Here is a 15,684-nt window from a genome sequence, read left to right as displayed (position 1 = left end):
TCAGCCCACCGTGCCGGCGATGACGGCGCGGACTTTTTCCGGGTCGGCGGTATAGGCGAGGCGACCGGTTTCGCTGGCACCGCGATAGCCGATCAGGGTCGATTGCTTTTGCGCGCCCAATGCCTTCCACACCGGTTTCTGCGTGTCATAATCGACGCGCAGGATCACGAGATCCTTGTAGCGGGGATCGGCAGTGACGGAGGCGATCACCTTTTGCTGTGCAGCGCAGACGGGGCACCAGGGGGCATGAACGTCGATCAGGATCGGCTTGCCCGCGCGCTTTGCCGCATCGAACGCGGCCTGGGTAAAGGGGCGGGGCGCAACCGCCGGGGCTGCAGCGACGGGCGAGGCGAACAGCGCAGGCAGTGCGGCGGTACCCGCCACGCCAAGCGCGGCGGCGATCAGAGGGGCTTTCATCTTCTGTCTCCGGACGGGTGCGTCATCCCGCCATCCGGGTGCGCTGACCGGCAGTTCGGTCGGGATTCGCGGAAAGTTACCGGCACGGGATGGAAACAGGCCGTTTCCCCCGGCGCTGTAACCGATCCGGCGATGCGGCCGAATGGCGTGCGACTGATCGAATACGGACCATGGAATACCGATGACCGCCGATGACGAGACGCTGGCGCGGCTGATGGCGCTGGCGCAGGGCGGCGACAAGGCAGCGTATCGGGATGTGCTGATGGCCAGCCAGCGCTGGCTGGAGCGGTATTTCGCGCGGCGGATCGCGCCCGCGCTGCTCGACGACCTGGTGCAGGAGACGCTGATGTCCGTGCACCGCAAGCGGGCGACATACGACCCGGCGCGCCCGTATCTGCCGTGGCTGGCTGCGATCGCGCGCTATCGCTGGGTCGATCAGTTGCGGCGCAGCTATCGCGCCGACGAAACCGAATTGCCCGCCGACCTGTCGGTGGCGGACCATGAGGAGGCGGTGATGGCCGCGATCGGCATCGACCGGTTGCTGGCGATGCTGCCCCCCGGCCAGGCGCTGGCGATCCGGCTGGTCAAGATCGACGGCCTGTCGGTCGCGGAGGCCGCCGAACAGGCGGGCCAGTCCGTGCCGCTGGTCAAGGTGAACATCCATCGCGGGCTGAAACGGCTCGCCATACTGATCGAGAGCGAGTGACGATGCGTGAGGCGTTGAACATCGAGACACTGGTCGACGGGCTGACCCCCGTCCGGCGGATGCGGCCGGGGCAGGGGATGATGCTGGGGCTGATGCTGGCGGCCGCCGTGGCGGTGATCATCGCGCTGACCAGCGGCATCCGGGCCGATATCGCGGCGATGCGGCCGCTGCCCATCGTCGTGCTGCGGTCGGGCACGCTGTTGCTGCTGGGCCTTGCCACGCTGAAGGCAGTGACGGCGATGGCGCGGCCGGCGATCGGAGGCGCGCAGCGCGGATGGATGTGGATGCTGGCGGCGGCGCTGCTGTTCCCGCTGGCCAGCATCATCGGCATGATCGACGAGGGCCGGGTGCCGATGGAAGCGGTGATGAACGGCGCGGCGCGCGACTGCCTGAGGCTGAGCCTGTCGGGTGCACTGGCCATCGGCACGGCGATGATCCTGTGGCTGAGGCAGGGAGCGGTGGTCAATCCGGCGCGGGCGGGATGGCTGACCGGGCTGGCGGCGGGTGCGTTCGGCACGCTGGCCTATAGCCTGCACTGCGGCGAGAACTCGGTGCATTACATCGCGATCTGGTACGGCGCGGCGGTGACGGCGAGCGCGGTCGCCGGGCGGATCGCGGTGCCCCGGCTGATCCGGTGGTAGGGGCGGTCAGCGGCGGTTGGGGACGGTCACTCCGGCGCGGGGGACGGCGCGCATCGGGCAATCGTCCATGACCACGGCCAGTCCCGCCGCCTCGGCCCGGGCGGCGGCTTCGTCATTCACGACGCCCAGCTGCATCCACACCGATTTCGCGCCGATGGCGATGGCTTCGTCCACCACCGCGCCGGCGGCTTCGGCGTTGCGAAAGATTTCGACCATGTCGACCGGCCCGGCAATGTCCGCCAGGCTGGCGACGACCGGCTGATCATGGATCGTCTGGCCCGCCAGGCCGGGATTGACCGGGATGACGTGCCAGCCCCAGTCGATGAGCGCGCCCATCACGCCATAGGCGGCGCGATCCGGCTTGTTCGACGCGCCGACCAGCGCAATCGTGGTGACGCCGTCGAGCAGCGCCTTTTTTCCCGCATCATCGGTGATCGGCATGGTTCATTTCCCCTGCTGGGCCAGCCAGTCGCTGACACGGGCGGCCAGTTGGTGAAACACCGCGCCCTCCGCCCCGGTTCCGGCGGCCGGGGGCTGGCCCGCATCGGAGCCGGTGCGGATGGCGAGCGTCAGGGGGATGCGGCCAAGGAACGGGATGCCCAGCCGCTCTGCCGCCGCCTGTGCCCCGCCAGAGCCGAAGGGGTCCGACACGTCGCCGCAGGCCGGGCAGGCATAGCCGGCCATGTTTTCGACCAAGCCGATGATCGGCACATTCGCCTTGTTGAACAGGTCGATCGCGCGGGTCGCGTCGATCAGCGCCAGATCCTGCGGCGTGGAGACGATCACCGCGCCGGCCGGGCGGTGCTTCTGGATCATCGTCAGCTGAACATCGCCGGTTCCGGGCGGCAGGTCGAGGATCAGCGTGTCGGTGCCCGCCCAGTCGCCATCGGCCAGCTGACCCAGCGCGCCGCCCGCCATCGGCCCGCGCCAGGCGATCGCCTGCCCCTCTGCCACCAGCTGGCCCATCGAAAGGAGGGGCACGCCATAGGGGGTGGGAACGGGGATCAGCGTCTTGTCGCGCGCCTGCGGCTTGATGCCGTCCACGCCCATCAGCCGGGGCTGGGACGGGCCATAGATGTCGGCATCGATCAGGCCGATGCGATGCCCCGCCCGATGCAGCGCGATGGCAAGATTGGCCGAAACGGTGGATTTGCCGACCCCGCCCTTGCCGCTGGCCACGGCGATGAGGCGGCGGTTCACGCGTTCTGCGGTTTGCAGCACGCGCACATCGTCGATGCCCGGCGCTCCCAGCGCGGCGGCGCGGACATCGGCGGCCAGCGCATCGCGCGTGGCGGGATCCAGCCCGGTGACGTCGAGGACGATGTTCGCCCGCGCGCCGTCGATCCGGACGGTGGCCCGGCCGGCGGCTAGGGGGGCGATCAGGGCGGAAAGCGCAGCGGTGTCGGTCATGTCGGCGAGCAGATAGTCGGTCATGTGCGTGTTGCCACTGTAATTCGCCGCAAGCCTGCCTATAAAGGAGGAATGAAGACCATTTTCGGCTGGAAGCCGCGCTTCGGAATCCTCAACAATGACGGCGGCAAGAGCCCGTGGGGCGGAAATGGCGGCGGAAGCGGCGGTTCCGGCGGCGAGCCTCCCCGCAATCCGTGGAGCCCCCCGCCCGGCGGCGGACGCCCGCGCGGCAATGCAAGCTCGCTCGACGAGTTCCTGAAGCGGACGCGCGGCGGCGGGGGCGGCCCGAAACTGCCAGTGACGATCACCCGCAATATCTGGGTCCTGATCGCTGCGCTGGTGCTGGGCCTGTATGTCGTGTTCACCAGCCTGCATTCGATCGGGCCGCAGGAGCGCGGCGTGGTCACGCTGTTCGGCAAATATTACGAGACGCTGACCCCCGGGGTGCAGGTGACGGCGCCGGCGCCGATCATGCTGGTCGAGACGGTGGACGTGGACCGGGTGCGCGAGGAACGCTTTCCCGAAGGCACGGCCGAGAACCTGATGCTGACCGGCGACCAGAACATCGTCGATGTGACCTATACCGTCCGCTGGCGCATCAAGAGCGCCGAGAACTTCACCTTCCAGATCGCGGATGCCGAGGGCACGGTGAAGGCGGCGGCGGAAAGCGCGATGCGCGCGGCGATCGCCAATGTCTCGTTGAACCAGGCGATCGGTGACGGTCGTGGCGCGATCGAGGTCGATGTGCAGAACCGGATGCAGGCGATGCTGGACGAATATCGGTCGGGCGTCGAAGTGCTGGGCGTTGCCGTCAATCAGGCGACTGCCCCGGCGGCGGTTGATGACGCGTTCAAGGAAGTGACCGCATCGCAGCAGCAGGCGCAGGCCAATGTCAACAACGCCCGCGCCTATGCCCAGCAGGTGATTGCCCGCGCCCAGGGCGATGCCGCGCAGTTCGACAAGATTTACGAACAGTATCGCGCCGCGCCCGAAGTGACGCGTCGCCGCATCTATTACGAGACGATGGAGGAAGTGCTGGCGCGATCGAACAAGACGATCGTCGAGACGCCGGGCGTCGCGCCCTACCTGCCGCTGCCCGCGGTGAAGGGGCGGCAGAACAACCCGCCGCCAGAGGCGCAGAACCCGGCTCCCGCTGCGGCCCCGGCCCAGCCTGCCCAGCCGCAGGGAGGCGCACAATGACCGCCTGGTATCGCAATCCCGTCGCCATCGGCATCCTTTTGGTGCTGGCCGCGGTGCTGCTGTTCGGATCGGTCGCGGTCGTTCCCGAATCCAAGCAGGCCGTGATCCTGCGGCTGCAGCGGCCGGTGGGCGTCGTGAACCCCTATCGCGAGGGACAGCCGCTGGGCGCGACCGGCGCGGGTATCTTTTTGCGGATGCCGTTCCTTGACCGGGTTGTGTGGGTCGACAAGCGCGTCCTGTCGATCGACCTCGACAACCAGCCCGTGCTGTCGATCGATCAGCTGCGGCTTCAGGTCGATGCCTTTGCCCGGTTCCGCATCGTCGATCCGTTGCAGATGGTGGTTTCCGTGCGGACCGAGGATGGCGCGCGGCAGCAGCTGCGCACCATCCTTGCCTCGTCGCTGCGCAACGAATTGTCCAAGCGGCCCTTTGCCACGCTGCTGAGCCCCGAACGGGGTCAGGTGATGGAGAATATCCAGGTCGCGCTGAACCGGCAGGCACGCCAGTTCGGTGCGGAGATCGTGGACGTGCGCATCAAGCAGGCGGAACTGCCGAGCGGCAGCCCGCTGGACAGCGCGCTCAACCGGATGCGGTCCGCCCGCCAGCAGGAAGCCCGCACCATCGAGGCGCAGGGGTTCAAGCAGGCGCAGATCGTGCGGGCCGAGGCCGAGGCGCAGGCCGCGCAAATCTATGCCCAGTCGTTCGGCAAGGATGCGCAATTCTATGACTTCTGGCGGGCCATGCAGTCCTATCGCCGCACGTTCGGCGCGGACGGCAACACCACCAGCGGCGAGACGGCGATCATCCTGTCGCCCGACAACGAGTATCTTCGCCAGTTCGAGGGCCGCGGCCAACGCTGACGAACCGTTCATATTCAATCGCCGTTCAGCGACGATTGGCTTAACCGTACAGTGACCGGTTCCCCAGACCGGTCCAATTGAGAGGAATAGCGAACCGTGCGTTACACATACGCCATCACTTCTGCCCTGTTGCTGGGCGGCGCGGCCGCGACGCTCGCCATGCAGAGCCCGGTCGGCGCGCAAACCGCCCAGAACGAACCCGGCGCAATCCAGGCCCAGGCCCCCGCGGCCGGCGCCCCGATGAGCTTTGCCGACATGGTCGCCCGGCTGCAGCCGGCGGTCGTCAACATTTCCACCACCCAGCGGGTGCAGGTGAACGCCAACCCGTTCGCCGGCACGCCGTTCGCCGACCTGTTCGGCGGCGGGCAGGGCGGCCGCCCGGTGACGCGCGAGGCGCAGTCGCTGGGATCGGGATTCATTATTTCCGCCGACGGGTATGTCGTCACCAACAACCACGTCATTTCGGCCGAGGGCAATCGCAACGCGGCGGTCGAATCGATCACCGTCACGCTGAACGACCGCAAGGAATATACCGCGCGCGTCGTCGGCCGCGATCCGGCATCCGACCTGGCGGTGCTGAAGATCGACGGCACCAACCTGCCGTTCGTCCGGTTTGGCGATTCCACCCAGTCGCGGGTCGGTGACTGGGTCGTGGCGATCGGCAACCCGTTCGGCCTGGGCGGATCGGTGACCGCCGGTATCATTTCGGCCGTCAACCGCGTCGGCGCGGGCAATTACGACAAGTTCATCCAGACGGACGCGTCGATCAACCGGGGCAATTCCGGCGGCCCGCTGTTCGACCTGCGCGGCAATGTGATCGGCATCAACAGCCAGATCCTGTCGCCGACCGGCGGCAATGTGGGCATCGGTTTCGCCATTCCGGCGGAACAGGCCAGCCCCATCGTCCAGACGCTGATGAAGGGCCAGTCGGTGCAGCGCGGCTATCTGGGCATCGGTATCCAGCCGCTGACCCCCGACATCGCCGATGCCATGGGCCTGCCCAAGGATCGCGGCGAGCTGATCCAGCGGGTCGAGCCGGGCGAGGCCGCCGACAAGGCCGGCATTCGCCAGGGCGACGTGATCGTCAAAGTCGGCAGCAAGGACGTGACGCCCGAGCAAAACCTGTCGTCGCTGATCGCGGCGGTGAAGCCGGGCGAGCGCGTGCAGCTTGAGCTGATCCGCGACGGCAAGCGCCAGACGCTGACCGCCACGGTCGGCACCCGTCCGCCCGAAGATCAGATCGCCGGGTTCGATCCCGATGCCGAGCAGGGCGGGATGCCGGACGAGGGCGCGCAGCAGGACGGTTCGGCGTCGCTGGGCCTGAACGTCACCCCGCTGACGCCTCAGATCGCGCGCAGCATCGGCGTTCCGGTCGAGGCAAAGGGCGTGGTGGTGGTTTCTGCCGACCCGTCCAGCGATGCCGCGTCCAAGGGCCTGCGTCGCGGCGACCTGATCGTCACGGTCAACCGCACGCCCGTCGCCTCTGCCGCGGACATCACCCGCATCGTCAACGAAGCCAAGTCGGCGGGCCGCAACAACGTGCTGCTGTATGTGCAGCGGCGCGGCGGCGTGACCGGATATATTGCGGTGAACATCGGCCGCTGGTCCGGCTGACGCAGCAGAAAATTCGCGCTAGACCCCTTTCCATCCACCGATGGGAAGGGGTTTTGCCATGAGCGATGCGGGTGTTCTGTTCATCGGGGCCGGGCCGGGGGGCGCGGATCCGCAATCGCTGGTGCTGAAGCGCGCCAATCGCCACGGGTTGATCGCGGGCGCGACGGGCACGGGCAAGACGGTGACGTTGCAGGGCATGGCCGAGGGGCTGAGCCGGGCGGGCGTGCCGGTGTTCGTGTCCGACGTTAAGGGCGACCTGTCCGGCATGGCGATGGCGGGATCGCCCACCGCCAAGACCCATGCGCCGTTCACCGCGCGCGCGGCGGAGATTGGCATCACCGATTATGCCTATGCCGACAATCCCGTCACCTTTTGGGACCTGTTCGGCGAACAGGGGCACCCGATTCGCGCGACGGTGTCGGAGATGGGGCCGCTGCTGCTGTCGCGGCTGATGGGCCTGAATGAAACGCAGGAAGGCGTTCTGACCATCGCCTTCACCCTGGCCGACGAGGAAGGGTTGCTGCTGATCGACCTGGACGATCTGCAGGCGATGCTGGTCCATTGCGGGGAGCGGGCGGACGAGCTGACCACCAAATATGGCAATGTGAGCAAGGCGAGCCTGGGCGCGATCCAGCGCCAGCTGCTTCAGCTGCGGTCGCAGGGCGGGGCCAATTTCTTTGGCGAACCGGCGCTGGACCTGAATGATTTCATGAAGGTGGATGACACCGGGCGCGGCGTCATCAATATCCTGGCCGCGGACAAGCTGATGGCGTCCCCGCGGCTCTATGCCACGTTCCTGTTGTGGCTGCTGTCCGAACTGTTCGAGACGCTGCCCGAGGTGGGCGATCCCGACAAGCCGAAGCTCGTCTTCTTCTTTGACGAGGCGCATCTGCTGTTCGACGATGCGCCGGATGCGCTCGTTGACAAGATCGAGCAGGTCGTGCGCCTGATCCGGTCAAAGGGGGTCGGCGTCTATTTCGTCACGCAGAACCCGATCGACGTGCCGGACAGCGTGTCGGGCCAGCTGGGCAACCGGGTGCAGCACGCGCTGCGCGCCTTTACGCCCAAGGAGCAGAAGGCGATCCGGGCGGCGGCAGAGACGTTCCGCGCCAATCCCGGCGTGGATGTGGAAACGGCGATTACCGAGCTGAAGGTCGGCGAGGCGCTCGTCTCCCTTCTCCAGCCCGACGGGTCGCCCAGCCCGGTGACGCGCACGCTGATCGCGCCGGCCCGGTCGCGCGTCGGGCCGCTGGATGCCAAGGAGCGGGCGATCATGCTGACCGTCGATCTGGTCGGCGACAAATATGACACGCCCATCGACCGGGAATCGGCCGCCGAGTTGCTGGATGCCAAGATGGCGGAGGCCAAGGCCGCCGCTGCCGCCGCCAAGGCCGAGGCGGAAGCCGACAAGGCCGAGGCAGAGCGGGCCAAGGTCGAGGCGCGAATCGCCAAGGAGCAGGAACGCGCCCGCATCGCAGCGGCAAAGGAGCAGGAGCGGGCAGAGCGCGCCGCCGCACGCGAGGCAGCGAACAGCCCGTGGACCAAGGCCGTCACCAGCGCGACGCGATCCGCCAGTTCGACCGTGGGACGGCAGGTGGCGAACGAGGTGACCAAGGCGATTTTCGGATCATCCCGGTCCAAGAGCGGCGGGATCGTCGGCGGGCTGGTCCGCGGCGTGCTGGGCGGGCTGTTCCGGGGATAGCGGCGCGCCTGCGCTAAACGCGGGGATTGGTGCGGATTCGGGGCCGTCGGGGCGACCTGGCGGCGTGAGCCGGGATCGGCCGGGGGCGTCCATCCCCGTTCCGGGTCGCATCGGCCCGCGGGCGACCGATTTTGACGACAGGGCGTGGATGAGAATCCGGTCGGCAGCCGTTGGACCATCAGAAAGTTCAGCGAACGGCGAAAGGAGCACGCCATGAAGAGTCTGATGACCGCCGCTGCGACGGCGACGATGCTGATTTCGGTTCCCGCACTGGCGGGCGGGCATGAGCGGGGCGACCGCCATGCCGCGATCTTCAGCGACAGCAATTCGCATTACCTGGATTACCAGACGGACCTGTCCGAGGCGAAGCGCGAGCTGCAAAACGACCTGCGCAGTGCGGACAGCGATTCGGACCGGATCGAGGCCTATGCCGAATATGAGCGCGAGGTTGCCGATGCCGAGGGCGATTTCCGCAAGGAAATGGCGGAGCGCGGCGTCCTGTTCCGGCGTGGCACGGTGACGGTCGAGTAGGATCTGGCCGCGGCCATTCCATCGCGACACCGGGGCGCGGGCGGCGACTGATCCGCCCGGCCGACCCGGCCCGTCAGCAAGAACGGCCGCCCCCCCGCAGGGGCGGCCGTTTTGTCATGCGCGAAAGCTGTTCCAAGGACCGGTGATCGCCAGCGTTTTGGCCGGGGAATAGATGTTCACGAACAGCGTCCGGCCATCGGGCGAGAAACAGACGCCGGCCGGTTCGGTGTCGATCCGCACCTGAGCCAGCGCATAGACCTTGCCCTCTGGCGTGATGCCGCGCAGGCAATCCATCGGGTTTTCGACATATTTGTCCTCGCACACCACCAGATGCCCCCAGGGCGCAAGGGTGATGTTGTCGGCGAAATCGAGGACGGAAGGGTCGGTCGATTCGACGAACAGCTGGATCATGCCCGGATCGTCGCGCTCGCCCGGCTGGCCTTCGTGGCGGCTGGGGACATAGCGCATGATCTGGCCGCATTTGCGTGTGCCGCCCGACGTGCAGGTGAAATAGAGTTCGTCCTTGCCGAAATGCACCCCTTCGAGCCGGGCCATGCGGGCGGCACCCGCCTTGTGCATCCGCAGGCGCAGGTCGCCATCGGGATTGTCCGGCCCGTCGACATCGATCCACACCGCGCGTTTCCACGATCCCGGCGTCCAAGGCCGCGATCCCGCCCAGTTGCGGCCATCGCCGCCCTGGGGCGCATCGGCAAAGCCCATCGCCTGAAGCCGGCCGCCGGCGGACAGCCGCCCGCGCACATTGGGCAGGAAGCGGTAGAACAGCCCCTCCTGCTCATCCTCGGTCAGATAGACGATGCCGGTGCGTGGATCGACGGCGGCGGCTTCATGCTTGAAGCGGCCAAGCCCCGTCAGCGGCACCGCGTCGGACAGGCCGCGCGCATTGGCCGGAACCTCGAACGCCCAGCCATGATCGCGTGTCCGCCCGCCGCCCGCGCGCGCCACCGTTTCCTCGCAGCTGATCCAGCTGCCCCAGGGGGTGACCCCGCCCGCACAGTTCACGGCGGTGCCGGCTAGGCTCAGATGCTGGCTGACCAGCCGGTTGGTGCGGGTGTCGACGATCAGGGTGGAGGTGCCGCCGGGCAGCGTGCCGTCATAGGTGGACAGGCGGGCCAGCCGGTCGATCAGCGCCTTGTCCCCGCCGGTCGGGCCGCGTTCGATCGCGCTGTCCTTTAGCTCGTGATTGCGGATCAGGGCGACGCGGCCAGCGGCGAGCGGGACAAGGCCCATGCCGTCGGCGGCATCGGGCACGCGAAACCCGTCGTCCATCCGCTGGCCCAGTTCGGACAGCACCCGATAGGAAAAGCCCTGCGGCAGATCGAGCAGCCCGGCGGGATCGCGGACCAAGGGGCCGTATCCCGTCACCTCGCTGCGATAGCGGACATCCTGGGCAAGGCCGGTACGCGCGGCAAAGCCGGCAAAGGCCAGAGAGGCAAGGCCGGCCCCGAACTGCCGGCGGGAGGGCGTGAAGGTCATGGGAGTGGATATCGCCGTAAACAGTGACAAAAGGATGACGGGAAAGCCCTGATCACCCTGACCCTTCCCACCGCCCTTCGGCGGCGGGCCCCTTCCCCCTCCCGATGGGAGAGGGAGGGAGGCGCGACCGCGGCGGAAGGGTGAGGGGGGTCAGTTGGTCAGGCCGAGCTGCCACAGCAGGAATGCCTGTTCCTCCGCATCCTCGCGCAGCGATTCGAAGCGGCCCGACTTGCCGCCATGGCCAGCGCCCATGTTGGTCTTGAGCAGGAGGACGTTCTGGTCCGTCTTGGTCGCGCGCAGTTTTGCCGCCCATTTGGCCGGTTCCCAATAGGTGACGCGCGGATCGTTGAGGCCGCCGGTGATCAGCAGCGGCGGATACGCCTTTGCCGTCACATTGTCATAGGGGCTGTAGCTGCGGATCAGTTCGAACGCCGCCTTGTCGGTGATGGGGTTGCCCCATTCCGGCCATTCGCCGGGGGTGAGCGGCAGGCTTTCGTCCTGCATGGTGTTGAGCACATCGACAAAGGGGACGTGCGCGGCGACCGCGCCGAACAGTTCCGGCGCCTGATTGACCACCGCGCCCATCAGTTCGCCGCCCGCCGAGCCGCCCGAAGCCGTCAGCTTGCCCGTCGAGGTATAGCCGCGATCGATCAGGCCACGCGCCACATCGACGAAGTCGTTGAAGGTGTTGGTGCGCTTTTCCAGCTTGCCGTCGAGATACCATTGATAGCCAAGGTCGTCGCCGCCCCGGATATGCGCGATGGCATAGGCAAAGCCGCGATCGAGCAGGGACAGCCGGCCGGTCGAAAAGCCGGGCGGGATGGCATAGCCATAGGCGCCATAGGCATAGAGGTGCAGCGGCTGGCTGCCGTCGCGCTTGAACCCCTTTTTATAGACGATCGACACGGGCACCTGCGTCCCGTCGCGGGCGGGGATCATCAGCCGTTCGGTTTCATACTGGCTGGCGTCATAGCCGGACGGGATCTGCTGAACCTTCAGCACCGTCTTTTCGCCGTCCGACAGGCGATAGTTCATCACCGTGCCGGGCGTGACCATCGACTGATAGTTCAGGCGCAGCGTGTCGACGTCATATTCGGGGTTTTCATCGAGGCCGGCGACATAGCTTGCCTCGTCAAACGCGATCCGCGTCGGCGCGCCGCCGGAATAGCGGTGGAGATCAATCTGATCGAGGCCGTTTTCGCGCCCCTCCACCACGAAGAAGTCGGCAAAGGTGCTGACGTCGGTCATGTAGAAGGTCTTTGACGGGGCGATCAGTTCCTTCCACTCGCCGGGCTTGTCGAGGCTGGCGGTGACCAGGCGGAACTGGGTGTCGGTATCGTTGGTGTGGATGAACAGCGTGCCGTCATGCTCCTCCACCGAATAGCTGACCCCCGGCTGGCGCGCACGGACCAGGATCGGCTGGGCATCGGGCTTGTCCACCGGGATCAGGCGAATCTCGCTGGTCACCTGATCGCCGGTTTCGATGAGGATGAACCGGCGGCTGTGGGTCATGCCGACGCCGGCCTGAAACCCGTCATCCGATTCCTTGTAGACCACCCGGTCATTCTTTGGATCGTCGCCGAGGCGGTGGTAGAAGATCGTGTCGGTCCGCCAGCTGTCATTGGCGTTGCCGTAGAAGAAGCCCGACGAATCGGCCGACCAGACGATGGCGGATTTCATGCCCGGAATGACGTCCGGCAGATCCTGTCCGGTGGACAGGTCGCGGATGCGGACGGTGTAGCGTTCGGAGCCGTTGGTGTCGGTGGCATAGGCCATCAGCCGGTCGTTGGGCGCAACCTCGATCGCGCCCAGGCTGAAATATTCCTTGCCCGTCGCAAGCGCCGGTTCGTCGAGGATCAGTTCGTCCGCACCGCCCGCCACCGGCCGGCGCCACCATTTGCGATACTGCGCCCCTTCCTCGAACGCGCGCCAGTACAGATAGGCGCCGTCCTTGGCCGGAACGGAGCTGTCGTCTTCCTTGATGCGGCCCTTCATCTCCTCGTACAGCGTGTCGACCAGCGCCTTGTGCGGGGCCATCTGCGCCTCGAAATACGCGTTTTCAGCCTTGAGATACGCCAGCACATCCGCGTCATCGACGGTCGGATACCCCTGATCCTTCAGCCAGTGGTACGGATCGCTGATCGTGATACCGTGGCGTTCGTAGCTGTAGGGGCGCTGCTGCGCGACGGGCGGCTTTACGTCGGTCATGGTCACTTTCTGGGCTGATGCAGGGGTGGCGGCGGAGAAGATCAGGGCGATGCCGGTCAACAACTGGCGCATGGATGGCTCCGGTCTGGGCGCTGGCCGTGCAACGCCCGGCCGCCTATGTTAGGCCCGTCATCTTCTAAACGGGAACCTGCTCATGTCCACCACCGCCGATCGCCTGAAGGCGCTCCGCGACCAACTCGCCGCCGTTTCGCTGGACGGTTTCGTCGTGCCGCTGACCGATGAGCATATGAGCGAATATGTCGGCGATTATGCGCAAAGGCTTGCCTGGCTGACCGGGTTTCAGGGGTCGGCGGGCAGTGCCGTGGTGCTGCCGGCCGAAGCGGCGATCTTTACCGACGGGCGCTATACGCTGCAGGTGCGCGAGCAGGTATCGGGCGAGCATTTCCAGTATGTGCAGGTGCCGGATACCAGCATCGCCGACTGGCTGAAGGACCATGCCGGGCAGGGCGCGCGGATCGGATACGACCCGTGGCTGCATACTCGCGCCTGGGTGAGCGAGGCGCGCGATGCGCTGGCGGCGCGGGGCGCGACGCTGGTGCCCGTTACCGACAATCCCATCGATGCGATCTGGGCCGACCGGCCGCGGCCGTCGGACGAGCGGCTGGAGGCGTATGACGATGCGCTGGCGGGCGAAAGTTCCGCCACCAAGCGGCAGCGGATCGCCGACTGGCTGACCGATCGCGGGGCCGATGCGGTGGTGATTGCCGCGCTCGATTCGATTGCCTGGACGCTGAACGTGCGCGGCCGCGACGTGGCGCATACACCGGTCGCGCTCGCCTATTCCATCGTTCATGCCGATGGCACCGCCGAGCTGTTCGTCGCGCCGGACAAGGTGGACGATGCGGTCCTTCGCCATCTGGGCAATGGCGTGCGGGTGCGGGACCGGGCGGCCTTTGCCGAGGCGCTGGGCGGATTTGCCGGCAAGGCGGTGGTCGCCGATCCGGGGTTCTGCGTGGCCGCCATATTCGACGCGCTGGAGGCGGGCGGCGCGCGGGTGATCGCGACGCGCGATCCCGTGGTGCTGGCCAAGGCGGTGAAGAACCAGGCCGAGATCGACGGCCACCGAGCGGCACAGGCGCGGGACGGCGCGGCGCTGGTCCGGTTCCTGAAATGGTTCGAGGAGACGGCCCCTGAGGGCGCGCTGACCGAGCTGTCGGCGGCGGCGAAGCTGCTGGAGTTCCGGCAGGCGACCGGCGTTCTGAAGGACACGAGTTTCGACACCATTTCCGCCACCGGCGCGCACGGGGCCAGCCCGCATTACAAGGTGACGGAGGAAAGCGACGCGCCGATCCGGCCGGGTCAGCTGTATCTGGTCGATTCGGGCGGGCAATATGCCGATGGCACCACCGATGTGACCCGCGTGATGCCGGTGGGCGAACCGACGGCGGAGATGCGCGACCGGTTCACCCGCGTGCTGCAGGGCCATATCGCCATCGCCACCGCCGTGTTTCCGGAAGGGACGACGGGCGGTCAGCTGGACAGTTTCGCGCGCCGACCGCTGTGGGACGCGGGGCTGGATTTCGCGCATGGCACCGGCCACGGCGTCGGCGCCTATCTGGCGGTGCATGAAGGGCCGCAGCGGATCGCCAAGCCCAATTATCCGGGCGGCGGACCGGCCGAGCCGCTGCGTGCGGGCATGTTCCTGTCCAACGAGCCGGGATATTACAAGGCCGGCGAATATGGCATCCGCATCGAGAATCTGGTGCTGGTCGAGCCGCGTTCGATCGCGGGCGGCGAACAGGCGATGCTGGGGTTCGAGACGCTGACCTTTGCGCCCATCGAGCGGACGCTGATCGAACCGGCGCTGCTGACTGTGGCGGAGCGGGCGTGGCTCGACGCCTATCATGCCGAGGTGCTGGCGCGGATCGGGCCGCAGCTGGACGATGCCGACCGGGCGTGGTTGGCGGAAAAGTGCGCCGCGATCTGAACGCCGGGTGCGCCGCGCGGCGGGCATGAGAAAGGGGGCGGCCCGGCGGACCGCCCCCCTTTTTTTACTCCGGGCCGATCAGAAGGCGGCGCTGACCGAGAAGACGATCGTCGCATCCGCGATCTGGCCGCCATCGACGGTCAGGAAGTTCGGGGCCAGATAGGCGCCGTCCGACGCGCTGATATCGGTATCGATGTACGACACGCCCAGCGTCAGGCCGGAAACGGCAACGTCCGCGCCCAGCGACCAGTCGAAATATTCGCCGGTCGGTGCAACCGAGGTGCCGTTCGGGCCAAGGCCGGAATTGCCGTTCGAATAGCCGACATGCCCCTTGAGCGTGATCGGCGTTTCGGGAAGCGCATAGGTGGCGTCGCCGGAGACGTAGAGATTGTCTTCCTTGTCACCCGGATTGTTGAACACGCCGGCCGCCGCATCGGCACCGGTATTGTACCACTTGCCCAACGCTTCCTGAGCCGGGGCGTAGGCGACGCCGGCGGTCAGGCCGAGCGGGCCGACCGTGCCGGACAGCTTGGCATAAAGTTCGGCAAAGTCGGTTTTGTCCGCGCCGCCCGGATACATGTACCACACAAGGCCGGTGTCCAGCGTGCCTTCGCCAACCGGGAACTTGAAGCCGCCGAACAGGTCGAGTTCGGTGTTGGAGCCGCCGAACGTGCCCCAGCCGGCCAGGTTCGACGCCCAGGTGCCGACATAGAAGCCGCTGTCATGGCTGACGGTCACGCCGCCCTGAACGGCCAGTTCCTTGTCCGACTGCGACACGCCGCGGAAGCGATAGTCGGAAACCAGAGCAACGCTGCCCGAAACGGTGAGTTCGGAAGGAGCCTCGGTTTCTTCCTGCGCATAGGCCGGCGCGGCTGCAACGAGCGCTACGGCGCCCAGCATGAGGTGAGAGAAGCGCATCGTATCCCTTTCGTCTTGTCCATACGTAAGGCTCC

14 protein-coding genes are annotated in these 15,684 nt (G+C 67.1%); 8 read left to right on the top strand and 6 right to left on the bottom strand.

Translation table 11 applies throughout. From position 1 onward, the window contains the following. Window positions 1-417: a thioredoxin family protein gene (locus NYR55_RS07545; RefSeq protein WP_260020586.1), complete on the bottom strand. Its 417-nt coding sequence runs from the start codon at window positions 415-417 to the stop codon at window positions 1-3. Window positions 418-598: 181 nt separating this feature from the next. Here NYR55_RS07545 and NYR55_RS07540 point away from each other — a divergent pair, with 181 nt between their 5' ends. Both NYR55_RS07540 and NYR55_RS07535 read left to right on the top strand, forming a co-directional pair. Then, window positions 599-1,123 carry a sigma-70 family RNA polymerase sigma factor gene (locus NYR55_RS07540; protein ID WP_260020585.1) on the top strand — a complete coding sequence of 175 codons (525 nt, stop codon included), beginning with the start codon at window positions 599-601 and terminating at the stop codon, window positions 1,121-1,123. A gap of 2 nt (window positions 1,124-1,125) precedes the next feature. After that, window positions 1,126-1,764: a DUF1109 domain-containing protein gene (locus NYR55_RS07535; RefSeq protein WP_260021592.1), complete on the top strand. Its 639-nt coding sequence runs from the start codon at window positions 1,126-1,128 to the stop codon at window positions 1,762-1,764. A 6-nt stretch (window positions 1,765-1,770) separates the two neighbouring features. On the opposite strand, the gene NYR55_RS07530 is transcribed toward NYR55_RS07535, so the two are convergent. Together NYR55_RS07530 and NYR55_RS07525 are read right to left on the bottom strand one after the other, a co-directional pair. Beyond that, the gene (locus NYR55_RS07530; protein ID WP_260020584.1) at window positions 1,771-2,205 is read right to left on the bottom strand and encodes a CoA-binding protein; all 435 of its coding nucleotides are present in this window, start codon (window positions 2,203-2,205) and stop codon (window positions 1,771-1,773) included. 3 nt (window positions 2,206-2,208) lie between these two features. Further along, window positions 2,209-3,198 carry an Mrp/NBP35 family ATP-binding protein gene (locus NYR55_RS07525; protein ID WP_260020583.1) on the bottom strand — a complete coding sequence of 330 codons (990 nt, stop codon included), beginning with the start codon at window positions 3,196-3,198 and terminating at the stop codon, window positions 2,209-2,211. Between the two features lie 48 nt (window positions 3,199-3,246). Here NYR55_RS07525 and NYR55_RS07520 point away from each other — a divergent pair, with 48 nt between their 5' ends. The 5 genes from NYR55_RS07520 to NYR55_RS07500 all read left to right on the top strand — a co-directional run bounded on the left by NYR55_RS07520 (window position 3,247) and on the right by NYR55_RS07500 (window position 9,081). Next, window positions 3,247-4,374: a protease modulator HflK gene (locus NYR55_RS07520; RefSeq protein WP_260020582.1), complete on the top strand. Its 1,128-nt coding sequence runs from the start codon at window positions 3,247-3,249 to the stop codon at window positions 4,372-4,374. Next, window positions 4,371-5,234, top strand: a complete 864-nt coding sequence (locus tag NYR55_RS07515) for a protease modulator HflC (protein WP_260020581.1) — start codon at window positions 4,371-4,373, stop codon at window positions 5,232-5,234. The genes NYR55_RS07520 and NYR55_RS07515 overlap by 4 nt, the downstream gene beginning before the upstream one ends. A 96-nt stretch (window positions 5,235-5,330) precedes the next feature. Continuing rightward, window positions 5,331-6,848, top strand: a complete 1,518-nt coding sequence (locus NYR55_RS07510) for a Do family serine endopeptidase (protein WP_260020580.1) — start codon at window positions 5,331-5,333, stop codon at window positions 6,846-6,848. Window positions 6,849-6,906: 58 nt separating this feature from the next. Further along, on the top strand, window positions 6,907-8,550 hold the full coding sequence (locus NYR55_RS07505) for a DUF853 domain-containing protein (protein ID WP_260020578.1): 1,644 nt from the start codon (window positions 6,907-6,909) through the stop codon (window positions 8,548-8,550). Window positions 8,551-8,763: 213 nt separating this feature from the next. After that, complete coding sequence (locus NYR55_RS07500; protein WP_260020576.1) at window positions 8,764-9,081, top strand: hypothetical protein; 318 nt, start codon at window positions 8,764-8,766, stop codon at window positions 9,079-9,081. Window positions 9,082-9,195: 114 nt separating this feature from the next. On the opposite strand, the gene NYR55_RS07495 is transcribed toward NYR55_RS07500, so the two are convergent. Together NYR55_RS07495 and NYR55_RS07490 are read right to left on the bottom strand one after the other, a co-directional pair. Further along, entirely contained in the window at window positions 9,196-10,575 is a 1,380-nt protein-coding gene (locus NYR55_RS07495) for a PhoX family protein (protein ID WP_260020574.1), read from the bottom strand. Window positions 10,576-10,725: 150 nt separating this feature from the next. Next, a complete protein-coding gene (locus NYR55_RS07490; RefSeq protein WP_260021591.1) occupies window positions 10,726-12,783 on the bottom strand; it encodes a S9 family peptidase in 2,058 nt (685 codons plus the stop codon). A 154-nt stretch (window positions 12,784-12,937) separates the two neighbouring features. Between NYR55_RS07490 and NYR55_RS07485 the strand changes: the two genes are divergently transcribed. Then, the gene (locus tag NYR55_RS07485; RefSeq protein WP_260020572.1) at window positions 12,938-14,731 is read left to right on the top strand and encodes an aminopeptidase P family protein; all 1,794 of its coding nucleotides are present in this window, start codon (window positions 12,938-12,940) and stop codon (window positions 14,729-14,731) included. A 78-nt stretch (window positions 14,732-14,809) separates the two neighbouring features. On the opposite strand, the gene NYR55_RS07480 is transcribed toward NYR55_RS07485, so the two are convergent. Continuing rightward, window positions 14,810-15,649, bottom strand: a complete 840-nt coding sequence (locus NYR55_RS07480; protein ID WP_260020570.1) for a TorF family putative porin — start codon at window positions 15,647-15,649, stop codon at window positions 14,810-14,812. Window positions 15,650-15,684: the final 35 nt, after the last annotated feature.

Source organism: Sphingomonas sp. BGYR3, from assembly GCF_025153455.1.
GTDB lineage: Bacteria > Pseudomonadota > Alphaproteobacteria > Sphingomonadales > Sphingomonadaceae > Sphingomonas.
Note: the sequence above shows the minus strand (reverse complement) of the source record. Positions and strands in the feature narration are given on the sequence as shown.